Source organism: Kribbella sp. NPDC051770, from assembly GCF_040681455.1.
In the GTDB taxonomy this organism is placed as follows: Bacteria; Actinomycetota; Actinomycetes; order Propionibacteriales; family Kribbellaceae; genus Kribbella.
On the sequence record NZ_JBFAYT010000001.1, the window covers coordinates 303,388 to 325,059 of the forward strand.

Below are 21,672 nucleotides of genomic sequence, written 5' to 3' on the forward strand. Positions count from 1 at the left end.
GCCACGGCTCACTGCGCCGCCGGGACGGAACCTTGCTGGTCGCCCGGGGAGGCGTCTGCGCAGGATCGCGGCGGATGCAGTGGAGGCTGCCGGCTCTTCTCATCAGAGGGCCTCGATCTCTTGGAGCTGGTTGTCCTCGATGGACAGCCAGCGGGTGATCGACAGGCTTCGCAGGAACGGGAGGTCGTGGCTGGCGACCACCAGCGCGCCTTGGTACGACGACAGGGCGTCCTGGAGCTGGGCCGTGCTGGCGAGGTCGAGGTTGTTGGTGGGCTCGTCGAGCATCAGGAGTTGAGGGGGAGGCTCGGCCAGCAGCAGCGCGGCGAGGGTGGCCCGGAAGCGTTCGCCGCCGGAGAGGGTGTGGACGGGCTGGTCGGCGGCGCGGCCGCGGAAGAGGATGCGGGCCAGGCGGGCGCGGCGGTCGTTGTTGTCGGTGCCGGGGGCAAGGATCGCCAGGTTGTCGGCGATCGAGAGGTCGTCCTGGAGGAGGTCGAGGCGCTGGGGCAGGAGGCGGGCGGGGACCAGCGGCAGGTCGGCGGACGTGACGGCGTGCAGGAGGGTGGATTTCCCGGCGCCGTTCGGACCGACCAGGGCGATGCGTTCGGGGCCCCGGATCTCCAGCGACACGTGCAGGCCGGTGCGGAGTACGAGGTCCTCCAGGCGCAGCACGATGCGGCCCGCCGGAACGGCCGTGGCGGGAAGGTCGACGCGGATGTGGTCGTCGTCGTGGATCTTGAGTTCGGCTTCGGCGAGCGCGTCCTGGGCGGCCTCGATGCGGTCGCCGTGCATGCCGAGGTGCTTGCCCGCCGACACCTGCGACGACCGTTTCATCGCGCCCGCGGCCATCTTCGACACGCTGCCGGACTCGAAGGCCCGCCGTCCGCCCGCCTGGCGGCGCTCGATCTTCGTCCGCGCCTCGATCAGCTCGCGCTTCTGCCGCCGCAGGTCGGACTCGGCGACGCGCAGCATCCGCTCGGCGGCCTCCTGCTCGACGGCGACGGCTTCCTCGTACGCCGTGAGGTTGCCGCCGTACCAGGTCAGGTCGCCCTGGCGCAGCTCGCCGATCTGGTCGACGCGGTCGAGCAGCTCGCGGTCGTGGCTGACCACGAGCAGAGCGCCGCGGAACGCGTCGACCGCGGCGTACAGGTGTCGCCGGGCGCGCAGGTCGAGGTTGTTGGTGGGTTCGTCGAGCAGCAGGACGCCGGGCCGCCGGAGCAGCTCGGCGGCCAGGCCGAGCAGGATCGTCTCGCCGCCGGACAGCTCGGCGACCGAGCGGTCCAGGCCGATCGCGCCGAGGCCGAGCTTGCCGAGCATCGCCTCAGCGCGTTCCTCGACGTCCCAGTCGTCGCCGACCGCCGCGAAGTTGGCCTCGGAGGCGTCACCGAACTCGATCGCGGCGATCGCCGTCCGCACCGAAGCGATCCCGAGCGCGGCGTCGACGCGCAGCGAGGTGTCGAGGGTCAGGTCCTGCGGCAGGTACGCCAGCTCGCCGCTGACCCGGATCGCGCCGCGCTGCGGGGTGAGCCGCCCGGCGATCAGCCGCAGCAGCGTGGACTTGCCGGCGCCGTTGCGGCCGACCAGCCCCGAGCGCGCCGGACCGGCCGCGAACGTCAGGCCGTCGAACAGCACGTCACCGTCGGGCCAGGCGAAGTAGAGGTCGTTGCACGTCAAAGAGGCAGTCATCAGGGTGTACTCCGAGATCTCGAACGAGACCGCGCACCGACCGGTGGCGATCAACCGCTGCTGAAGAGAGATCTCAGTACGACAACCCGCACCCCTGACGTGGACGACAAGACACCACCAAGGCTAGCCAGAGGAAGCAGTCAGGCCAACAGATTTAAGGTGCTTTGCGGAGCCAGCTTTCGACGCCGGCGATGTGGGCGGTCATCCACGCGCGCGCGGCCTCCGCGTCCCGCTGCTCGAGCGCGTCGAGGATCGCGGTGTGCTCGGCCAGCGTCCGCTCCACCGCGCCGGCCTGGGTGACACCCCGCCAGATTCGCGCCCGCTGAGTGGCTCCGGAGACACCGTCGAGCAGCGAGCACACGACCGCATTACCTGTCGCCTCAGCGATCCCCCGGTGAAACCGCAGATCGTTCGCCACCAACTCATCCACCTCGGCACCCGGCGACAGATCGCTCGTCAACAACCGCAGCGCCGTCAGCTGCTCACCGGTGATCCGCGCGGCCGCCAGCGCCGCCACCCCGGGCTCGAGCAGGCGCCGTACCTCGAAGAACTGCAGCACCGAGTCGTCGCGGTGCAGGTCGACCATGAAGCTGAGCGCGTCGAGCAGGTGCGCGGAGGTCAGGCTGGTCACGTAGGTGCCGTCGCCGTGCCGGACGTCGAGCACGTTGACCAGCGTCAGCGCCTTCACCGCCTCGCGCAGCGAGTTCCGCGACAGGCCCAGCCGGGCGGCCAGATCCGCCTCCTTGGGCAGCCGGTCGCCCGGGCCCAGCTCGCCGGAGGTGATCATCTCCTTGATCTTGACGATCGCCTCGTCCGTCAGCGCCATCGGATCAGTATGCCGCCGAGGTCGCCCACCCGCTCGTATCCTCGAACCGTGGTGACTGGCTACTCCGGCAAACCGCTGGCGGCGAAGCTCGGGATCAAACCCGGGTACGCCGTACTGCTCGACCGCGCGCCGGAGGGCTTCGTCATCGAGGGCCTGCCCGCCGGCGTCACCCCGCTGACCCGCCCGGGCCGCGCCGAGCTGGACCTCACGCTCACCTTCTGCCCGGACCGCAAGCGGCTCGCGCAACGCCTCCCCCAGCTCCTGGCCAGGACCGCGACGAACGGGACGATCTGGGTCGCCTGGCCGAAGCGCTCGTCCGGCGTACCGACGGACCTGGACGAGAACGGCGTCCGCGAGCTCGCGCTGCCGCTCGGCGTGGTGGACGTGAAGGTGTGCGCGGTCGACGCCACCTGGTCGGGCCTGAAGCTGGTCCGGCGGCTGGCCAATCGCTGAGAACTGGACTGATCCGCTGCGTGACGTTGGCCACACTTCCGGGCACCCTCGGTCATCACGACCGGCGTCCGCGTAGTTGCATACCGTGCACGCTCAGGCGTAGCCGGTACTCCGGAACAGCCCCGATCCACGCCTGGAACCCCACCTCTGCAACGTCTCCGGCAGTCCCACCGACCCGCGACGACGGTGCCGGAAGCGGGGCCGGGGGCAACGACGCTGAAACACCCGAATCCACAGTGTTCCAGGGCTCGATCGATCAACTCGCCGTGGCGCAACCACTCGACACACTGGTCCGGTGGTCCCGGGCTGTAGATCGGTTGCCGGTGCTATTAGCCTTGCCTCGGGAGCACCCCATAACTCCCGTAGTCATAACAGTGGTACCGGACCCGCAATCGGAAGAGGCGAACTGCCCAGTGGCCACCGAGCCATCAGACACAAATCCCCTTGCAGCCTTCGGAGCGAACGAATGGCTGGTCGACGAGATGTACGAGAAGTACCAGCAGGATCCCAAGTCGGTGGATCCCGCGTGGCTGGACTTCTTCAAGGACTACACCCCGGGTGACGCGAAGCCGGTGAACACCGCCCCGGCCGACGCTCCCCGACCCGATGCGGTGTCCGACAACAAGACCCCGGAAGCCGCCGGCCGCGGTACGGCGGCGACCGCGCCGGCCGCCAGCAAGCCGGCCGCGCAGGCCGCCGCGACGACGCCGGCCCCGGCCGCGCCCGCCGCGACGACGGCGGCGCAGAACCAGACCCAGCCTGCCCAGACCAAGCCCGCAGCAGCAGCCCAGCAGCAGACCGCGCCCGCGGCCGGCGGCGCCCCGACCGGAGGAACGGTGAACCAACCGCCCAGCGCGCAGCCCAAGCCCGCACCCGCCACCAGCGCGGACGCGGAGCGCAAGATCCTGCGCGGTGCCCCGGCCCGGACGGCCCAGAACATGGAGATCAGCCTCCAGGTCCCGACCGCGACCAGCGTCCGCCAGGTCCCGGTCAAGCTGCTGATCGACAACCGGATCGTCATCAACAACCACCTCAAGCGCGCTCGCGGTGGCAAGATCTCGTTCACCCACCTGGTCGGCTGGGCGCTGGTCAAGGCGCTCAAGACGCTGCCGGAGATGAACGCGTCGTACGACGAGACCGAGGGCAAGCCGACGCTGGTCCAGCCCGAGCACATCAACCTCGGCCTGGCCATCGACATGCAGAAGCCCGACGGCACCCGGCAGCTGCTGGTGCCGTCGATCAAGGCGACCGAGACGATGACGTTCGCCGAGTTCTGGATGGCCTACGAGGACATCGTGCGCCGGGCCCGCGACAACAAGCTCGCGCTGCCGGACTTCCAGGGCACCACGATCAGCCTGACCAACCCGGGCACGATCGGGACGCAGCACTCGGTGCCGCGGCTGATGAGCGGCCAGGGCACGATCATCGGCGTCGGCGCGATGGAGTACCCGACCGAGTACCAGGGCGCGGCCGAGGAGACGATGGCCAAGCTCGCGGTCAGCAAGGTGATGACGCTGACCTCGACGTACGACCACCGGATCATCCAGGGCGCCCAGTCGGGTGAGTTCCTGCGCCGCCTGCACCAGCTGCTGCTCGGCGCCGAGGGCTTCTACGACGAGATCTTCCAGAGCCTGCGGATCCCGTACGAGCCGATCCGCTGGGCCGCCGACCTCCCGCACAGCCACGAGGAGGACATCAGCAAGCAGGCCCGGATCCTGGAGCTGATCCACGCCTACCGCGTGCGCGGCCACATCATGGCCGACACCGACCCGCTGGAGTACAAGCAGCGCAGCCACCCCGACCTCGACGTCGCGACCCACGGCCTGACGCTGTGGGACCTGGACCGCGAGTTCGCCACTGGCTCGTTCGGTGCGGCGACCGACCGCCGGTTCATGAAGCTGCGCGAGATCCTCGGCATCCTGCGCGACTCGTACTGCCGGACCACCGGCATCGAGTACATGCACATCCAGGACCCCGAGCAGCGCAAGTGGCTGCAGGAGCGGATCGAGCGGCCGCACACCAAGCCGCCGCGCGAGGAGCAGCTGCGGATCCTGGCCAAGCTGAACGAGGCCGAGGCGTTCGAGACCTTCCTGCAGACCAAGTACGTCGGCCAGAAGCGGTTCTCGCTGGAGGGTGGCGAGACCACCATCCCGCTGCTCGACGAGATCTGCGAGGAGGCCGCCGGCGCCGGCCTCGACGAGGTCGTGATCGGGATGGCGCACCGCGGCCGGCTGAACGTGCTGGCCAACATCGTCGGCAAGTCGTACGGGCAGATCTTCCGCGAGTTCGACGGCAACATCGACCCGCGCACGGTCCAGGGCTCCGGTGACGTGAAGTACCATCTGGGCGCCGAGGGCGAGTTCGTCAGCGAGTTCGGCGACAAGATCAAGGTGTCGGTGGCGGCCAACCCGTCGCACCTGGAGACCGTCGACCCGGTGCTCGAGGGCATCGTCCGGGCCAAGCAGGACATCCTCGACCAGGGCGCCGCGTTCCCGGTGCTGCCGGTCCTGGTCCACGGTGACGCGGCCTTCGCCGGCCAGGGCGTCGTGGCCGAGACGCTGAACCTGTCGCAGCTGCGCGGGTACCGCACCGGTGGCACGATCCACGTGATCGTCAACAACCAGGTCGGGTTCACCACCTCGCCGGCCTCGTCGCGCTCGTCGATGTACTGCACCGACGTGGCCCGGATGGTCCAGGCGCCGATCTTCCACGTGAACGGCGACGACCCCGAGGCCTGTGTCCGGGTCGCCGACCTGGCCTTCGAGTACCGGCAGGCGTTCAACAAGGACGTCGTCATCGACCTGGTCTGCTACCGCCGCCGCGGTCACAACGAGGGCGACGACCCGTCGTTCACGCAGCCGCTGATGTACGACCTGATCGAGCAGAAGCGCTCGGTGCGCAAGCTCTACACCGAGGCCCTGATCGGCCGTGGCGACATCACCGTCGAGGAGGCCGAGCAGGCGATGCGCGACTTCCAGCAGCGGCTGGAGCGCGTGTTCACCGAGGTCCGCGAGGCGAAGAGCCAGCCGGACACCCCGGCGCCGTACGTCACCGTCCCGGTCTACCCGGACAAGCCGGAGGGCCCGGACGCGACCGCGACCACGCCCGAGGTGCTGAAGAAGATCGCCGACGCGTATACCACGCTGCCGGAGGGCTTCACCGCGCACCCGAAGGTGATGCCGCAGCTGCAGCGTCGCGCCGCCGCGATCACGCAGGGCCCGGTCGACTGGGCCAGCGCGGAGATGACGGCGTTCGGTTCGCTGCTGCTGGCCGGCCGGCCGGTCCGGCTCGCCGGTCAGGACAGCCGCCGCGGCACGTTCGTGCAGCGGTTCGCGGCCGTCATCGACCGGGTCAACGGCCAGGACCACGTCCCGCTGCAGAACCTGGACGAGGAGCAGGCGAACTTCTACGTCTACGACTCGCTGCTCAGCGAGTACGCCGCGCTCGGCTTCGAGTACGGCTACTCGGTGGCCCGGCCGGACGCGCTGACCCTGTGGGAGGCGCAGTTCGGTGACTTCGTGAACGGCGCCCAGTCGATCATCGACGAGTACATCTCGGCCGGTGAGGCGAAGTGGGGCCAGAAGTCCGGTGTCGTGTTGCTGCTGCCGCACGGCTACGAGGGCCAGGGCCCGGACCACTCCTCGGCGCGGATCGAGCGGTTCATGGCGCTGTGCGCCGAGAACGCGATGACCGTCGCGCAGCCGTCGACGCCGGCGTCGTACTTCCACCTGCTGCGCCGGCACACCCTCGGCGAGGAGCACAACCCGCTGATCGTCTTCACGCCGAAGCAGCTGCTGCGGCGCAAGGAAGCGGTCTCGCAGCCCGAGGAGCTGACCAGCGGCACGTTCCGTCCGGTGCTCGGGGACGCCGAGGCCGAGGCCGCCGCGGCGACCGTCGACCGGGTGATCCTCTCGTCCGGCCGAATCGCGTACGACCTGTTCGCGGAGCGCAAGAAGACCGAGACCGACAAGATCAGCACCGCGGTGATCCGGGTCGAGCAGCTCTACCCGCTGCCGGCCGAGGAGATCAAGGCCGAGCTCGCCAAGTACCCGAACGCGACCGAGGTCCGCTGGGTGCAGGACGAGCCGGCCAACCAGGGCCCGTGGCCGTTCATGGCGCTGAACCTGACCGAGCACCTGGGCGGCAAGCCGTTCTACCGGGTGTCCCGGCCGGCCATGTCGGCGACGTCGGTGGGCTCGATGGGCGCGCACCAGGCCGAGCAGCAGACGCTGCTGAAGCAGGCGTTCAGCTGACGTGTACTTCACCGACCGAGGGATCGAGGAGCTCGAGGGCCGGCGTGGCGAGGAGGATGTCTCGCTGGCCTGGGTGGCCGAGCGGCTGCGTGAGTTCGTCGACCTGAACCCCGAGTTCGAGACGCCGATCGAGCGGTTCGCCACCTGGCTCGCCCGGTTGGACGACGAGGACGACTAGTCGTTTTGTAGTGTGAGCGAATGCCCTTCGCCGATCACCCCGTACGCCGGGTGGCCGCGGCGGAGGGCATTCGTGCGTCCGGGGACTGGCCGCACACGATTCCCGCCGTCCGCCAGGTGCTGACCGACGGGCTCGACCTCGGGCCGGGGGTGACCTTCCTGGTCGGCGAGAACGGCGCCGGGAAGTCGACGCTGGTCGAGGCGATCGCGGTCGCGTTCGGGATGTCGCCGGAGGGCGGCTCGACCGGCGCGCGGCTGAGCACGCGCGCCACGGAGTCGTCGCTGTCCGGCGACCTGGTCCTGACGCGGGGCGCCGGTGCCCCCAAGGCCGGCTTCTTCCTGCGCGCCGAGACGATGCACGGCTTCTACACCTACCTCGAGCAGAACCCGGGCGGCCGCGACCCGGCCTTCCACGAGATGAGCCACGGCGAGAGCTTCCTGTCGCTCATCGAGAACCGCTTCACCCGCCGCGGCTTCTACTGCCTGGACGAGCCCGAGTCGGCGCTGTCCTTCTCGTCGAGCCTCGCGGTGGTCGGCGTCCTGAAGCAGCTCGCGGACACCAAGTCACAGGTGCTGTGCGCGACCCACTCCCCCGTGATCGCCGCCCTCCCGGGGGCGACGATCCTGGAGGTCGGCGAGTGGGGCATCCGTCGTACGGAGTGGGAGGACCTGCAGCTGGTGCAGAACTGGCGCGCCTACCTGCAGCACCCCGAGCAGTACCTGCGGCACGTGCTCTAGCTCAGTGGACGACCACTACCGGCTCGGTGGAGGTCGCCTGTACGCCGGGCTGCCAGGGCCTGACCACCGCGAGCAGGGTGATCAGGGAGAGCGCCAGACCGGCTGACATGACTACGGCCATCGCTACCGCGTCGGTGCCGAGGGCACCGACCAGTGGTGCGGCGATCGCGCCGATGCCGAACTGGACAGCACCCAGCAGGGCGGCCGCCGTACCGGCTGCTTCGCCGTGGCGGGACAGCGCCAGGGCAGGCGCGTTCGGAAGAGCCAGGCTGGCGGAGAACAGCGCCGCCCAGACCGGGACGAGGATGCCGACCAAGCCGCCGAGGCTCAGCGTTGCGGTCAGCAGCAGCGCGACGCCTGAGAGCGCGGCGAGGACCGCACCTGCGGTGAGGACCTGCTCCGGCTCCCAGCGCTTCAGCAGCACCGGGTTGAGCTGAGTCGCTACGACGAGCAGGATGCCGCCCACACCGAACAGCAGGCCGAAGGTCTGGCTGCTGACGCCGAACTGCTCCTGGAACACGAACGACGCTCCGGCGACGTACCCGAAGACACCGGTCATCGCCAGCCCGGCGACGAGCGTGAGGCCGACGAAGATCCGGTCGCGGACCAGTTGGCCCGCCGTACGGGCGATCTGCCCCAGCCCGAACGGGCGCCGGCCGGCCTTGGGGAGGGTCTCCGGCAGGGTGAACGACACCAGCAGCATCAGCGCGACACCGAGCACGGCCAGTACGCCGAACACGCCCTGCCACGGCAGCACGACCAGCAGGGCGCCGCCGACGGTGGGGGCGAACACGGGGGCGACACCGATCACCAGCATCAGCCTCGACAACAGCGTGGCGGCCGCGCGGCCGACGTACAGGTCGCGGACGATCGCCAGCGCGACCACGGACCCGGCGGCGGCACCGACGCCCTGCAGGATCCGGAAGACCGACAGCGTCTCGACGTTCGGCGAGACCGCGCACAGCACGGAGGCCAGTACGTGCAGCCCGGCTCCCGCGATCAGTGGCAGCCGCCGCCCGACGGTGTCGGACAGCGGTCCCACCAGCAGCTGCCCGAGCGCGAGGCCCGCGAACGTGCCGGTCAGGGTGAACTGGATCGCCGTCTCGGACGCGGCGAGATCGGTGGTGATGGTCGGCAGCGCCGGCAGGTACATGTCGATGGTCAACGGGCCGAGCGCCACGATGAACCCGAGGGTGAGGACCAGCCGGATCCGCCCGAGCGGACGAATCACCGGCTGCTGCTGGACGGAATCGGCGGACGTGATCGCAGGATCGGAGATCGCCATGGGTTCCTCGAAAAATCGGCAGGCCAACAGGGCGCGACGTCGCTGTCGCCAGCCATCAGCAACTGCCCGCCGGCGTCCGCTATTCCCGGCGGCGCCGGCAATCCACTCTGTGGACTCAGTCGGCGTGCGGTGGCCGGGTTCTCCGCGGCGGGTCGGGCGCGAGCGAGCCGTCCGGGGCGATGTGTTCGAAGATCTGGTCGACCAGGTTCAGCACGTGCGGGTCGTCGACGGTGTAGATGTGGCGGCGGCCCTCGCGGCGGGCGGTGATGATGCCGGCCAGGCGGAGTTTGCCGAGGTGCTGGCTGGCGGTGGCGATGCTGACGCCGACGCGGTCGGCGAGGGTGCCGACGTCGTACTCGCCCTGGGCGGCCAGTGAGACCAGATGCAGCCGGACGGGGGCGGACAGCATCGCGAAGGTGCCGGCGGCGGACTCCAGCTGCGCCTTCGTCGGTTCGGGGAAGGTCGTCATCTCGCGGTCATTGTGACCGGTCGAGCGGGTCCTGGGGAGTCGGCAGGCCGAGGGTGAGCACGGTCTCACACTTTCGCAATTGCGAAAGTATCGAAACGATGGCAGCCTGGAGGCATGGCAAGAGCTTTCCGCCCCGTACTGCTCCTCCTCGCCGTGGCGATCCCAGCGGTCGTCCTGCGGCTCACCGGCACCCACCCGTTCGCCCCGCTCGGCATCCTGGTCTTCGGCCTCGGCGTCGTCGCCGCGTCGTTCGTGCTGGCCTGGGCCGCGGAGGCCGCCGAGATGGACATCTCCGGCGGGCTCGCGATCGCGCTGCTCGCGGTGATCGCCGTCCTCCCGGAGTACGCGGTGGACCTCTACTTCGCCCACACCGCCGGCAGCAACCCGGAGTACGTGCAGTACGCCGCCGCCAACATGACCGGCTCGAACCGGCTCCTGCTCGGCCTCGGCTGGTCCAGCGTCGTCCTGGTCAGCCTGTACGTCGCCAGCAAGCGCAGCGGGCGGACCGTCAAGGCCCTCGTGCTCGACTCGGGCTACAAGCGCGAGCTCGGCTTCCTCCTGATCGCGGGCGTGGTCGCGTTCATTATCCCGCTGACCGGCCAGATCCACCTCCTGCTCGGCATCGCGCTGCTCGCCTTCTTCGCCTACTACCTGTGGCGCGCCGCCGCCAGCGAGCACGGCGACGAGCCCGACCTGGTCGGCCCGGCCGCGCGGATCGGCGGCCTGCCGAAGGTGCAGCGCCGGATCACGGTCGTCACCATGTTCGTGGCGGCGGCGACGATCATCCTGTTCTCGGCCGAACCGTTCGCCGACTCGCTGGTCGAGGGCGGGCACGCGCTGGGCATCGACCAGTTCCTCCTGGTCCAGTGGCTCGCGCCGCTGGCCTCCGAGGCCCCGGAGTTCATCGTCGCGCTCCTGTTCGCCTGGCGCGGCAAGGGCGCCGCGGCCCTCGGCCTGCTGATCTCCGCCAAGGTGAACCAGTGGACCCTGCTGATCGGCAGCCTCCCGATCGCCTACGGCCTGGGTGGCGGCCCCGCCGCGCTCCAGCTGGACGGGCGGCAGGTCGAGGAGTTCTTGCTGACGGCAACGCAGACGATGCTGGGCATCGCGATCCTGCTGGCACTGCGCTTCCCCCGCTGGGCGGCCTGGACGCTGCTCGCGCTCTTCGCCGTGCAGTTCGCCGTACCGGGCCAGACCGGGCGGTACGTGATCTCGGGCGTGTACGCCGTCCTGGCGATCGGCGCGTTCATCCACCACCGCCGCGAGATCATTCCGGTCCTCACCGACCCGTTCCGGCGTACGCAGAAGACCACCGACGAGCGCACGGACGAGCTGGTCGGGGTCTGACGTCAGCTGGCCTGCTGCTGCTCCGGCGGGCGGCGGCGCTCGCTCGGCCCGGGCCGGCCCCGGCGGCGACCGTCCAGGAACTTCTCACCGGCCGCCGTACCGGTGAACTTGGTCCGGCGAGCCCAGGCCCGGCAGTCCTCGAGAACCGGGCAGGCGGTCAGGCAGACGGCTTGCGCCTTGCGCTGCTCCCACTGCGGCGCGGTCTCGTCGTACGCCGGGGACATGCCGACGCACGCGGCCTTCGACATCCAGCGGTCGGCGGGATCGGCGATCACCGTCAAGGTCGGCCTCATGGGCACTCCTGCTCGTCGTCCGATCGGGCGGATCGGGTCCGCGGGGGTTTCCCGCGGACCCGATCAGCTTGCGCCCGGCTCGTTGCCCCGGTGCGACGCCGATGTTTCCAACGTGAAACGTCAGCGCCGCACGGTGTCACATCGGTGCCGCTGACACCTCGTCCCACAGGTCGCAGCGGTGCGTACCGCGCAGGTTCACCGGACCGGTCGATGCGACGCTGACCGACCGGACCAGGTCGCGCCGGTACGGCGCCCAGCCGGGATCGCCGCCGCGGGCGAACGCCGACCACTGGTCGAGCAGCCGTCCGGACAGCTCGCGCTGCGCGGGGGTGAGCGGCGGCGGCTGCCACGGACCGGGGTTGGTGCTGGCGAAGAAGTACGGCATCTCGACGCCGTGGTGCGCGCCGTACGGGAACTCCCCCGGCCGCGGCGTACGCGGTTCGGCGAACTCGTACGCGTAGACCGGCGCACGCCGGCGCATCAGGTCGTTCGCCCGCAGCTGCGAGCAGGCGCCGAGCAGGAGTCCTTCATCGGTCAGCACCTGCGCGAGGGCGAGGCTCGGCGTCGGATACGCCGCCGCCGGGTAGGCGGCAAGGACCTTCGCGGTGGCGTCGCCGTACAGGTCGCGGACGATCCCGGGGTACTGCTCGGCGGTGACCGGCCGACCCGCTTCGTCGTACCGGCTGCCGACGAAGGACCGCATCTCGTCCTTGGTGCCGCCCTGCAGAACCGGTACGGCGGCCGCAAGCCCGACCAGGTGCGCCACCCGCGGCTGGAGCGGCAGCAGCCTGGTGCCGACTGTGGGCAGCCAGGACCGGTCGGTGGTCCGGCGGTCCAGGCTACTGTCGTCGCCCAGCCCGGTGAGCTGCTCGAACGGCTTGGCCCGCAAACAGTCCATGGCGGTCCGCGGATCGGAGCAGCCGATCCCGGCCGCGGTCTGCACTGCCCGGGCCTCCGCGGTCGGCGCCGGCAGCAGGCCGTTCACGCACGGCGCACTCTGCACGATCGCCCGCGCGAACAGCCCGCGCGCCTGCGGGGAGACGAGCTGCGCGCACACGCTGAACGCACCGGCGGACTCACCCCAGAGCGTCACCCGGCGCGGGTCACCGCCGAAGGCGCGCGCGTTGCGCTGGACCCAGCGCAGCGCCTGCTGCTGGTCGGCCAGCCCGAAGTTCCCGGCGGCGGGGTCGCGCATCCCCGGGTAGCGGAGGAACCCGAGCGCGCCGAGACGGTAGTTGACCGTCACCACGATGTTGCCCCGAGCAACCATTTCGGAGGGGTCGTACAGCGACCCGGCGCCGCTGGTGAACCCGCCGCCGTGCAGGAAGAGCAGCACCGGCGCGCCACCGCGCAGCTCGGCCCGTGGCGGGGTCCAGACGTTGAGTGTCAGGCAGTCCTCGGCGCCGTCGACGGTCGGGCCGCCGGCCGACCATCCGGCTTGGGGACAGATCGGGCCGGGCCGCGTCGCGTCGCGAACGCCGGACCAGGGCGTGGGTGGGCGGGGCGCGGACCAGCGCCCGGCGCCGGTCGGCGGGGCGGCGTACGGGATGCCCTCGAAGACCTGGAGGCCGGTCGACGTCGTTCGGCCGTGGAGCAGTCCGGTGTCGATCCGGACCAGCTCGGTGGCGGCCTCCGCGGGCCGGGCAATCGTTGTGAGAACGGTCAGGCACAGCAGTGCTGCCGCGGTTCTTCGGAGTGGTTTCATACCAGCCGATGGTGCCGAGCCTCGCTGGGTCGAGGCATCGCCCAGCAGCGGTATCCCGCGCTACGCCGGCTGCGGTACGCCGACGGTCAGCAGGGTGCGCACGGTCTCCTGCGCGCAGGCCTTGTTCACGCCGATCCCGCCGCGGGCGCTGCGCTTGATCCAGCCGGCGACGAAGTGCCCGGGCCGGCCGATAACCGCGCCGCCGACGTTCGGCACGATGCCCAGCGTCTCGTCGAAGGGCAGCCCTTCGATCGGTCGCCCGGTGAAGCCGATCGCCGAGACGAGGGTGCCGGCGGAGATCAGTTCGCCGTCGGCGGTGGTCAGGCCGTGCTCGTCCCAGCCGGCCGGGGTCACGCCGTACCGGAAGGCGATCTCGTTCCGGCCTTCGACTTCCCGGTACGCCGAAGCGGTGTAGGCGGCAGCTTCTGGTCCCCGGCGGCCCAGGACCAGCACCTCGGTGATGCCGGTCCCGGGGAGGGTGGGCAGCAGGCGCGCGAGGTCGAGGGCGACGTTGCCGTTGCCGACGACGATTGCCCGGGGCCCCCTCAGTTCCGGCCGCCGGGCGCCCGGGCGGCCGTTGTACCAGGCAACGATCTCGTCCGCGGTCAGCTCGCCCGGGAGGCCGAGCCGCCGGCTCTCGGACGCCCCCGACGCGTGCACGACCGCGTCGTACCGGCCCTCGAGCTCGGCCACCGTCACCGACGTACCGGGACGCCAGTGCACCCGCGGATGTGCGGCGATCCGCTCGAAGGTCTCGACGATCTGCTTCGTCAGCGGGTGATCGGGCGCGACGCCGTACCGCGCGAGCCCACCGACCACTGGCAGGCGATCGAACAGGGTGATCTCCGCCGTACTGCGCTGCAGCAGCTCTCGCGTCGCGTACATCCCGGCCGGCCCGGCGCCGACCACCGCGACCCGGCGCGGCCCGTCCGACCAGGGGTCGAAGCGCGGCGGCTCCCAGGTGTCGAGGTCGAGCCCGTCGAGCGGCGGGCGTTCGCGGTAGTACGACGCGTTCAGCTGGACGTCAACCGGCGCCGAGCGGTCCGCGGGCTTAGCGGCGTCGACCGGGCAGATGTCGGCGCAGGCCCCGCAGTCGATGCAGGCCCGCGGGTCGACGTACAGGCCGTCGGTGGTGCCGAAGCCCGGCTCCCCCGGCGACGGGTGGATGCAGTTCATCGGGCAGACCGCGACGCAGCTCGCGTCCGAGCAGCACTCGCCGCTGATCGCGTACGTCATCTCAGAGCAGCCCAGTGCGTCGGTACACCCGCCGCGCGGCCGGCGTCAGCAGACCGACCTCGGCCAGGAAGTCCATCAAGTTCGAGCAGCTCGTCCGCAGCAGCGACCGGTGGTGCTGGTTGCCGCGGGCCAGCGTGACAGCTTTCCCGACATCGAGGCCCACGTTCCGGTACACCGCGGGGCTGACCATGCTGCTGACGATCATGTCCGCCGCGAGCGCGATCACCAGGGCACTGATCCAGCGCCGGACCGGCCCGGCCGCGGCGATCCGCTCCCGGGTCTCCTCCCGCGCGAACACCATGTGCCGCGACTCCTCGACCACGTGGATGTGGTTCACCGTGCGGACCAGCGGCGCGACCCGGCGGTCCCGCATCCAGTCGCGCTGCATCACGTCGAGGACCTCCTCGGCGACCAGGATCGCGGCGTACGCCGTGGCGCCGGTCGCGACGGTCTTGAACCCGCGCCCGAGCTCGCGCGCGAGCAGCCCCGGCCGGTAGTGCGTGTCGACCATCCGGCTGCACGCCTTCGCGAACATGATCGAGTGCCGGCACTCGTCGGCGATCTCGGTCAGCGCCCACTGGAACTCGGCACTCGCCGGGCTCTCGTCGTACACGTCGCGCAGGATCATCTGCTGCAGGATCAGCTCGAACCAGATCCCGGTCGAGGCGACCGAGGCCGCCTCGTGCCTGGTCAGCTCGCGGCGCTGCGCCTCGCTCAGCTCGTCCCAGTACGGCGTCGCGTAGAGCGTGCTCCACTCCGGGCTCAGGCCGTAGTCGTCGCCGACCGGCGCGTCCCAGTCGATCTCGGTCTCCGGATCGCGGGACAGCTGCGCCGCCGAGGCGAGCAGGCGTCGTGCGGTGTCGTCCGTGTCGTGCATGAAGCACCTCCCGGCATCGTTACATCCTCAATGTAACATGCTGATTGGCTTATTAGGCAAGGGCTACTGCGCGGGCCGGACCATCCGGATCTCGGGGACGCCGAAGAACTCCTCGTCCTCGCGCGCACCGTCCTCGGCGAACCCGTTCCGCCGGTAGAAGGCCAGCGCGCGATCGTTGCCCTCGAGCAGCCAGAGGCTCGCCGCCTCCCGTCCGATCGCGACGTCGAGCAGCCGCTGCCCGAGGCCGCTGCCCCACCAGGCCTGCCGGGCGTACACGGAGTACAGCTCCAGCGGCGTCGGGGCGTTGGGATCGCGGCCCGGACCTGGCGACGAGAACCCGATCACCCGGTCCTGAATCGGCACGTCCTGGCCCGGGTTGAAGGCCAGCCAACGGACGACGCCCGCCTCGATCGCACCGACCCAGCGCTCGGTCCGCCGCCCGATCCCCGCCGGGTCGGTCTTCTCCCGCAACCGCTCAGGGTCCAGCAGCCCGGCATACGCCTCCTGCCAGCACAGCAGGTGACACCACGCGCCGGCCTCGGCGTCGCCGACCTCAGCCCGGCGGATCTCGACCCGCGCCGCATCAGCGCGCGAGAAGCTCGCCGTGCTCATCTAGACGGTGAAGACGATCTTGCCGAACACGTCGCCCTCGTTCATCTTCGCGAAGCCGGTCCGGGCGTCGGCCAGCGGCAGCGTCGTGTCGATGTGCGGCGAGATCCCGGCGTTGGCCATGAACTGCACCAGCTCAGCGAGCTCCTGCCGGGTGCCCATCGTCGAGCCCTGGATCCGCAGCTGAAGGAAGAAGATCCGGTTCAGCTCGGCCGACTTCGGCGCCTGCCCCGACGTCGCGCCCGAGATGACCACCGTGCCGCCCTGCTTCAGCGACTTCAGCGAGTGCGACCAGGTCGCCTCACCGACGGTCTCCATCACCGCGTCCACCCGCTCGGGCAGCCGCGCGCCCGACTCGAACACGTCGTGCGCGCCGATCTCCAGCGCCTTCGCGCGCTTGCTCTCGTCCCGGCTCGTCGCCCACACCCGGATCCCGGCCGCGCGCGCCAGCGTGATCAGCGAGGTCGCGACGCCACCGCCCGCACCCTGCACGAGCACGGTGTCGCCCGGCTTCAGCCCCGACTGCGTGAAAAGCATCCGGTACGCCGTCAGCCAGGCCGTCGGCAGACAAGCAGCCTGCTCGAAACTCAACCCGGCCGGCTTCGGTACGACGTTGTGCGCCGGGACGACGACCTGCTCCGCCAGCGTCCCCTGGTACCGCTCGCTCAGCAGCGACCGCTTCGGGTCGAGCGTCTCGTCACCCTTCCAGGCCGGGTCGGAGATCACCGCGTGCACGACGACCTCGTTGCCGTCCTGGTCGATCCCTGCCGCGTCGCACCCGAGGATCATCGGCAGACTCTTCTCCGCCAGCCCGACCCCCTTCAGCGACCACAGGTCGTGGTGGTTCAGCGCCGACGCCTTCACGTCGACCGTCACCCACCCGTCCTGCGCCACCGGCTCCGGCCGCTCCCCCACCTCGAGCGCGGACACCGGGTCGTCGGCGTTGAACTTGGCGGCATAGGCAGCAAGCATGAGCCCACCCTAGGCGCTGGTCCGCACGCCGTCAGTTAGCAAGGTCACCGCGGCTCAGTCGGCGTGCAGCGCGCTGTCCGCGGTCGTCACGGCGTACGACGTGAAGCGCACCTTCAGCCCGCTACGCGTCGGCGCGCAGCACATCGGACCCGCCGCAGCCTCGGCGTCCGGGTCGAGCGGCGCGACGCGGACCATGCGCCACGGCTCGTCGTCGACGCGCGCCCGGACGGTCACCGCGTCACCCGAGCGGCTCACGCGGATCGTCACCTCACGCCCGGCCCACTCGGCGACCGGCGCCATCGACCAGTCGGAGACCCCGCGGGTCACCACGGCGCCCAGCTGAGGAGCGCCGTCGGTGAACTCGACGCCGGCCTTGATCCAGTTCTCCTCGTCCACCCGGACCAGGATCCCGGCCTGGTCGTACAGCTCCTCGAACGCGGCGACGAAGCCGACCTCGATCGCCGTGTCCGGCGGGAACTCGGTCAGCAGCGCGTGCCCGTCGTCGTGCACGAACCCGTAGCTGGTCGTCCGCCAGAAGTCGCTGCCCTCCCGCGCCGACACCACCAGGTCGTTGCCATCAGCAAGCACGCCCTCGGGCGCGTTCAGCCAGGCAGCCTCGGACCACTCGATCGCACGCCGGTTCTCCACCCGGTAGACCCTATATCGAGTGAAGAACCGGCGGCGGGTGGAAACAGATGGAGAGGTAGGAGCGGCGCGCCCCCGAACGCCAGCGGGCTCCGCCCGCGGCGGCGGCGCGGGATGTGCGCTGCCCGCGTCAGCTGCGGGCGACGCCTTCGCGCTGAGCCGCTTCGGCGACCGCCTTCGCGACGGCCGGTGCCACGCGCTCGTCGAACGGCGACGGGATGATGTAGTCCGCGCGCAGATCCTCCGGCGCGATGAGGTCCGCCAGTGCCTCGGCCGCGGCCAGCTTCATGCCCTCGGTGATCCGCGTGGCGCCCGCGTCGAAGGCGCCGCGGAAGATCCCGGGGAAGGCCAGCACGTTGTTGATCTGGTTCGGGAAGTCCGAACGACCCGTGGCGACGACAGCGGCGTAGCGGTGCGCGAGGTCGGGGTGAACCTCGGGGTTCGGGTTGGCCAGGGCGAAGATCATCGCGCCCGGCGCCATCCGGGCCAGCGCGTCCTCGGGGACGGTCCCGCCGGAGACGCCCACGAACACGTCGGCACCGTCCAGGGCGTCGGCCAGGCGGCCGGAGAGCTGGGCGGTGTTCGTGTCGCGGGCCAGCGACAGCTTGACCGGCGACAGGTCGGCGCGGTCCTCGTGCAGGACGCCCTTGCTGTCGACCACCGCGAGGTCACCGACGCCGGCCTGCAGCAGGATGCGCGCACACGCGACCCCGGCAGCACCGGCCCCGGAGATCACCACGCGGATTTCCGAGATCGACTTCCCGGTGACCCGCAGCGCGTTCCGCAGCGCAGCCAGTACGACGACCGCCGTACCGTGCTGGTCGTCGTGGAAGACCGGGATGTCCAGCCGTTCCTTCAGCCGGCGCTCGATCTCGAAGCAGCGCGGGGCGGAGATGTCCTCCAGGTTGATGCCGCCGAACGTCGGCGCCATCCGGGCGACCGTGTCGACGAACTCGTCGACGTCGGTGCAGTCGAGCGCGATCGGCACCGAGTCGACGCCGCCGAACTCCTTGAACAGCAGCGCCTTGCCCTCCATCACCGGCAGCGCCGCGGCCGGTCCGATGTCGCCCAGGCCCAGGACGGCGGTGCCGTCGGTCACCACGGCGACCACGTTCGACTTCCAGGTGTAGGTGCGGACCAGCGCCGGCTCCTCGGCGATCGCGGTGCAGACCCGCGCCACGCCCGGCGTGTAGGCCATCGACAGGTCGTCGGCGTCGCGGACCTGGATCGACGACGTGACCTCGATCTTGCCGCCGCGGTGCAGCTCGAAGACCGGGTCACCGGCGTACCGGTCGGTGGCGGGAGTTTCGGACGGAACGGCTTCGGCAACCATCAGGAGACCCTTCATCAGCCCGGCGGACAGCGGGCAGGCGTGAGCGGAGCGTGATCAACAAGTGGCGGTTCGGAAAGGGTGCGTCGAACACCGCCGTGGCCAGGGGGTCACCCGTCGCAACGAGTAAACCACAGGCCGCACTGGTCTGATCTGTGAGGCCCCCCACACGGCAACGGCGCGGTGACGATCGAGTCTCGGCCCCGGTTACCGGCCGACAGCGCGCTGCCTGCTGTGTCAGGATGCGGGAATCCTGACCGGTAACGTCCGGCAGGACGATCACAACCAGTGTCGAGGAGTATTCGCGATGAACATCGTCTCCACCCTCCGTAAACGTCGTGTTGCGGCCGCCACCGCCACGGTCGCCGCGCTCGCCCTCGCGCTCACCGCCTGTGGCAGCGACGACTCGGGCAGCGGTGGTAGCGAGGACAAGGCCGCGGCCGCCGGGATCACCCTGGTCAAGCCGGGCAAGCTGACCATCTGCACGCACCTGCCGTACAAGCCGTTCCAGTACAAGGACGGCACCAAGGTGGTCGGGTTCGACGTCGATCTGCTCGACCTGCTGGCCCAGGACCTCGGGCTGGAGCAGGAAGTGGTCAACATCGAGTGGGCCCAGGTCACCTCGGGCGCCGCGTTCCAGGCCAAGAAGTGCGACGTCGGCATGGGCGCGATGACGATCACCGACTCGCGCAAGGCCGCGATCAGCATCACCGACCCGTACATGGACGCCACCCAGGTGCTGCTGGTGAAGAAGGACGCGCCGTACAAGTCGCTGGAGGACCTGAAGGGCAAGAAGGTCGGGGTCCAGGCCGACACCACCGGTAAGGACTTCGCCACCGAGCAGTCGAAGAAGATCGGCTTCGAGGTGGTCGTGTTCAACGACCTCGCGCTGCAGGAGAACAACGTCAAGTCCGGCCGCGTCGACGCCGGCATCAACGACAACGGCGTGCTCTACGACTTCGTCAAGGAGAACCCGGACACCGCGGTCGCGGCCGAGTTCGACACCGGCGAGCAGTACGGCTTCGGCGCGCTCAAGGACGGCAGCGGCCCGAAGCTGGTGGAGAAGTTCAACGCGCTGCTGAAGACCGCCCAGACCGACGGCAAGTACAACGAGATCTACAAGAAGTGGTTCGGGGTTGAGCCGAAGAAGTGAGCGCGCCCAACGACACGGTCGTCCGTAAGGGCCTGAGTCCGCGACAGCGGGCTCAGCGCTCCCGCTACATCCAGTACGCCGTCCTGGTGGTGCTGGTCCTGGTCGCGGCGTTCGCCGCCGACTGGGGCCAGATCGCCAGCGTCTTCTTCAAGCCCGAGTACATCAAGTCGGCCTTCGCCGACGGTCTGCTGACCGCGCTGGTGAAGACGCTGGAGTACACCGCCGGCGCGTTCGTGATCGGGCTGCTCGGCGGCACGCTGCTGGCGCTGATGCGGCTGTCCAGCGTGGGCCCGTACCGGTGGATCGCGACGGCGTACATCGAGTTCTTCCGGGGCCTGCCGGCGATCGTGGTGTTCATCGCGTTCAGCCTGCTGCCGCTGGCCTTCGAGGGGATGACCATCCCGTTCGACCCGTACGGCGTGGTCTGGCTCGCGCTCGGCATCGTCGCCGCGGCGTACATGGCCGAGGTGATCCGGGCCGGTATCCAGGCGGTCCCGAAGGGCCAGCTGGAGGCGGCCCGCTCGCTCGGCATGCCGGCCGGGCTGGCGACCCGCAAGATCGTGCTGCCGCAGGCGTTCCGGATCGTGCTGCCGCCGCTGACCAACGACCTGATCCTGCTGGTCAAGGACTCGTCGCTGGTGTTCATCATCGGGACCAGCGCCTCGGCCTTCGAGCTGACCGGGTTCGGCCGCGACCTGGCCAACACGTACTCCAACCTGACCCCGCTGGTCACGTGCGGCTTCTGCTACCTGGTCATCACACTGCCGCTGGGCATCCTGGTCCGCCGGCTCGAAGCCAAGGCTGCGAGGGCCCGCTGATGGCACTGGTCGAAATCAAGAACCTGCACAAGTCCTTCGGCAGCAACCACGTCCTGCGCGGAATCGACTTCACCGTCGAGCAGGGCGAGGTGGTCTGCGTGATCGGCCCGTCGGGCTCGGGCAAGTCGACGCTGCTGCGCTGCGTCAACCTGCTCGAGGTCCCGCAGGAGGGCCAGGTGATCGTCCGCGGTGAGGACATCACCGACCGGGACTGCCACCTGGACGCCGCCCGGCAGCAGATCGGGATGGTGTTCCAGCAGTTCAACCTGTTCCCGCACCTGTCGGTGCTGGCCAACTGCACGGTCGCGCAGACGACCGTGCTGAAGCGCAAGGCGTCCGAGGCCGACCAGATCGCCCGGGCCAACCTGTCCCGGGTCGGCCTGGACGACAAGGTGACCGCCTACCCGGCGCAGCTGTCCGGCGGCCAGCAGCAGCGGGTCGCGATCGCCCGGGCGCTGTCGATGGACCCGGCGCTGATGCTGTTCGACGAGCCGACCTCGGCGCTCGACCCGGAACTGGTCGGCGACGTCCTGACGGTGATGCGCAAGCTCGCCCTGGACGGCATGACGATGCTGGTGGTCACCCACGAGATGGCCTTCGCCCGCGAGGTGGCCGACCGGGTGGTGTTCATGGACGGCGGCGTGATCGTCGAGCAGGGCCCACCCGGCGACGTGATCGGCAACCCGCAGCAGCCGCGTACGCAGGACTTCCTGCGCCGGGTGCTGAACCCGACCCACGTCGAACCGACGTAACCGGTACGCCGAACGGCCGGTCCCCGCGCTGGGGACCGGCCGTTCGTGCGT

General features: G+C 70.4%; 20 protein-coding genes. 8 read left to right on the forward strand and 12 right to left on the reverse strand.

Translation table 11 applies throughout. The features are described 5' to 3' along the window. Positions 1-102: 102 nt before the first annotated feature. The gene (locus AB0M01_RS01475) at positions 103-1,683 is read right to left on the reverse strand and encodes an ATP-binding cassette domain-containing protein (protein WP_363664879.1); all 1,581 of its coding nucleotides are present in this window, start codon (positions 1,681-1,683) and stop codon (positions 103-105) included. A 154-nt stretch (positions 1,684-1,837) separates the two neighbouring features. Next, the gene (locus tag AB0M01_RS01480; protein ID WP_363664880.1) at positions 1,838-2,509 is read right to left on the reverse strand and encodes a FadR/GntR family transcriptional regulator; all 672 of its coding nucleotides are present in this window, start codon (positions 2,507-2,509) and stop codon (positions 1,838-1,840) included. A 48-nt stretch (positions 2,510-2,557) separates the two neighbouring features. On the opposite strand from AB0M01_RS01480, the gene AB0M01_RS01485 reads away from it, so the two are divergent. The 4 genes from AB0M01_RS01485 (at position 2,558) to AB0M01_RS01500 (ending at position 8,130) form a co-directional block, all read left to right on the forward strand. Beyond that, positions 2,558-2,962, forward strand: a complete 405-nt coding sequence (locus tag AB0M01_RS01485) for a DUF3052 domain-containing protein (protein ID WP_363664881.1) — start codon at positions 2,558-2,560, stop codon at positions 2,960-2,962. Between the two features lie 413 nt (positions 2,963-3,375). Further along, positions 3,376-7,215, forward strand: coding sequence for a multifunctional oxoglutarate decarboxylase/oxoglutarate dehydrogenase thiamine pyrophosphate-binding subunit/dihydrolipoyllysine-residue succinyltransferase subunit (locus tag AB0M01_RS01490; RefSeq protein ID WP_363664882.1), 3,840 nt, complete (start codon positions 3,376-3,378; stop codon positions 7,213-7,215). Position 7,216: 1 nt separating this feature from the next. Then, on the forward strand, positions 7,217-7,393 hold the full coding sequence (locus AB0M01_RS01495; RefSeq protein WP_012922754.1) for a DUF6104 family protein: 177 nt from the start codon (positions 7,217-7,219) through the stop codon (positions 7,391-7,393). A 20-nt stretch (positions 7,394-7,413) separates the two neighbouring features. Then, the gene (locus tag AB0M01_RS01500) at positions 7,414-8,130 is read left to right on the forward strand and encodes an AAA family ATPase (RefSeq protein WP_363664883.1); all 717 of its coding nucleotides are present in this window, start codon (positions 7,414-7,416) and stop codon (positions 8,128-8,130) included. A 1-nt stretch (position 8,131) separates the two neighbouring features. Here AB0M01_RS01500 and AB0M01_RS01505 read toward each other — a convergent pair whose 3' ends face one another. Together AB0M01_RS01505 and AB0M01_RS01510 are read right to left on the reverse strand one after the other, a co-directional pair. Further along, entirely contained in the window at positions 8,132-9,415 is a 1,284-nt protein-coding gene (locus AB0M01_RS01505; protein WP_363664884.1) for a multidrug effflux MFS transporter, read from the reverse strand. A 115-nt stretch (positions 9,416-9,530) separates the two neighbouring features. Beyond that, positions 9,531-9,884 (reverse strand): metalloregulator ArsR/SmtB family transcription factor, encoded by a 354-nt coding sequence (locus AB0M01_RS01510; RefSeq protein WP_363664885.1) that lies wholly within the window; start codon positions 9,882-9,884, stop codon positions 9,531-9,533. A 114-nt stretch (positions 9,885-9,998) separates the two neighbouring features. Here AB0M01_RS01510 and AB0M01_RS01515 point away from each other — a divergent pair, with 114 nt between their 5' ends. Continuing rightward, on the forward strand, positions 9,999-11,231 hold the full coding sequence (locus AB0M01_RS01515; protein WP_363664886.1) for a sodium:proton exchanger: 1,233 nt from the start codon (positions 9,999-10,001) through the stop codon (positions 11,229-11,231). Positions 11,232-11,233: 2 nt separating this feature from the next. Here AB0M01_RS01515 and AB0M01_RS01520 read toward each other — a convergent pair whose 3' ends face one another. From AB0M01_RS01520 to AB0M01_RS01555, 8 genes are all read right to left on the reverse strand, one after another. Continuing rightward, the gene (locus AB0M01_RS01520) at positions 11,234-11,524 is read right to left on the reverse strand and encodes a WhiB family transcriptional regulator (RefSeq protein WP_363664887.1); all 291 of its coding nucleotides are present in this window, start codon (positions 11,522-11,524) and stop codon (positions 11,234-11,236) included. Between the two features lie 136 nt (positions 11,525-11,660). Next, entirely contained in the window at positions 11,661-13,229 is a 1,569-nt protein-coding gene (locus AB0M01_RS01525; protein WP_363664888.1) for a carboxylesterase family protein, read from the reverse strand. A 60-nt stretch (positions 13,230-13,289) separates the two neighbouring features. Beyond that, positions 13,290-14,465 carry an FAD-dependent oxidoreductase gene (locus AB0M01_RS01530; RefSeq protein ID WP_363664889.1) on the reverse strand — a complete coding sequence of 392 codons (1,176 nt, stop codon included), beginning with the start codon at positions 14,463-14,465 and terminating at the stop codon, positions 13,290-13,292. Between the two features lies 1 nt (position 14,466). Continuing rightward, positions 14,467-15,342 carry a diiron oxygenase gene (locus tag AB0M01_RS01535; RefSeq protein WP_363664890.1) on the reverse strand — a complete coding sequence of 292 codons (876 nt, stop codon included), beginning with the start codon at positions 15,340-15,342 and terminating at the stop codon, positions 14,467-14,469. Between the two features lie 63 nt (positions 15,343-15,405). Next, positions 15,406-15,954, reverse strand: a complete 549-nt coding sequence (locus AB0M01_RS01540) for a GNAT family N-acetyltransferase (protein WP_363664891.1) — start codon at positions 15,952-15,954, stop codon at positions 15,406-15,408. Beyond that, positions 15,955-16,923 carry a zinc-binding dehydrogenase gene (locus AB0M01_RS01545; protein WP_363664892.1) on the reverse strand — a complete coding sequence of 323 codons (969 nt, stop codon included), beginning with the start codon at positions 16,921-16,923 and terminating at the stop codon, positions 15,955-15,957. It abuts the gene before it with no gap. 54 nt (positions 16,924-16,977) lie between these two features. After that, positions 16,978-17,571 carry a DUF1349 domain-containing protein gene (locus tag AB0M01_RS01550; RefSeq protein ID WP_363664893.1) on the reverse strand — a complete coding sequence of 198 codons (594 nt, stop codon included), beginning with the start codon at positions 17,569-17,571 and terminating at the stop codon, positions 16,978-16,980. A gap of 127 nt (positions 17,572-17,698) precedes the next feature. Next, positions 17,699-18,901, reverse strand: a complete 1,203-nt coding sequence (locus AB0M01_RS01555) for an NADP-dependent malic enzyme (protein ID WP_363664894.1) — start codon at positions 18,899-18,901, stop codon at positions 17,699-17,701. Between the two features lie 304 nt (positions 18,902-19,205). Here AB0M01_RS01555 and AB0M01_RS01560 point away from each other — a divergent pair, with 304 nt between their 5' ends. Genes AB0M01_RS01560 through AB0M01_RS01570 form a run of 3 tightly spaced genes read left to right on the forward strand, consistent with a single transcriptional unit; the run spans position 19,206 to position 21,621 of the window. Then, the gene (locus AB0M01_RS01560) at positions 19,206-20,051 is read left to right on the forward strand and encodes an ABC transporter substrate-binding protein (protein WP_363664895.1); all 846 of its coding nucleotides are present in this window, start codon (positions 19,206-19,208) and stop codon (positions 20,049-20,051) included. Further along, the gene (locus AB0M01_RS01565) at positions 20,048-20,869 is read left to right on the forward strand and encodes an amino acid ABC transporter permease (RefSeq protein WP_363664896.1); all 822 of its coding nucleotides are present in this window, start codon (positions 20,048-20,050) and stop codon (positions 20,867-20,869) included. The genes AB0M01_RS01560 and AB0M01_RS01565 overlap by 4 nt, the downstream gene beginning before the upstream one ends. Beyond that, positions 20,869-21,621, forward strand: coding sequence for an amino acid ABC transporter ATP-binding protein (locus tag AB0M01_RS01570; protein ID WP_363664897.1), 753 nt, complete (start codon positions 20,869-20,871; stop codon positions 21,619-21,621). The genes AB0M01_RS01565 and AB0M01_RS01570 overlap by 1 nt, the downstream gene beginning before the upstream one ends. Positions 21,622-21,672 lie beyond the last annotated feature (51 nt).

Coding starts and splice junctions, on each gene's coding strand:
- AB0M01_RS01475 (WP_363664879.1), bottom strand. CDS start 1,683: ATGACTGCCTCTTTGACGTGCAACGACCTCTACTTCGCCTGGCCCGAC.
- AB0M01_RS01480 (WP_363664880.1), bottom strand. CDS start 2,509: ATGGCGCTGACGGACGAGGCGATCGTCAAGATCAAGGAGATGATCACC.
- AB0M01_RS01500 (WP_363664883.1), top strand. CDS start 7,414: ATGCCCTTCGCCGATCACCCCGTACGCCGGGTGGCCGCGGCGGAGGGC.
- AB0M01_RS01505 (WP_363664884.1), bottom strand. CDS start 9,415: ATGGCGATCTCCGATCCTGCGATCACGTCCGCCGATTCCGTCCAGCAG.
- AB0M01_RS01510 (WP_363664885.1), bottom strand. CDS start 9,884: ATGACGACCTTCCCCGAACCGACGAAGGCGCAGCTGGAGTCCGCCGCC.
- AB0M01_RS01515 (WP_363664886.1), top strand. CDS start 9,999: ATGGCAAGAGCTTTCCGCCCCGTACTGCTCCTCCTCGCCGTGGCGATC.
- AB0M01_RS01520 (WP_363664887.1), bottom strand. CDS start 11,524: ATGAGGCCGACCTTGACGGTGATCGCCGATCCCGCCGACCGCTGGATG.
- AB0M01_RS01525 (WP_363664888.1), bottom strand. CDS start 13,229: ATGAAACCACTCCGAAGAACCGCGGCAGCACTGCTGTGCCTGACCGTT.
- AB0M01_RS01530 (WP_363664889.1), bottom strand. CDS start 14,465: ATGACGTACGCGATCAGCGGCGAGTGCTGCTCGGACGCGAGCTGCGTC.
- AB0M01_RS01535 (WP_363664890.1), bottom strand. CDS start 15,342: ATGCACGACACGGACGACACCGCACGACGCCTGCTCGCCTCGGCGGCG.
- AB0M01_RS01540 (WP_363664891.1), bottom strand. CDS start 15,954: ATGAGCACGGCGAGCTTCTCGCGCGCTGATGCGGCGCGGGTCGAGATC.
- AB0M01_RS01545 (WP_363664892.1), bottom strand. CDS start 16,923: ATGCTTGCTGCCTATGCCGCCAAGTTCAACGCCGACGACCCGGTGTCC.
- AB0M01_RS01555 (WP_363664894.1), bottom strand. CDS start 18,901: ATGGTTGCCGAAGCCGTTCCGTCCGAAACTCCCGCCACCGACCGGTAC.
- AB0M01_RS01560 (WP_363664895.1), top strand. CDS start 19,206: ATGAACATCGTCTCCACCCTCCGTAAACGTCGTGTTGCGGCCGCCACC.
- AB0M01_RS01570 (WP_363664897.1), top strand. CDS start 20,869: ATGGCACTGGTCGAAATCAAGAACCTGCACAAGTCCTTCGGCAGCAAC.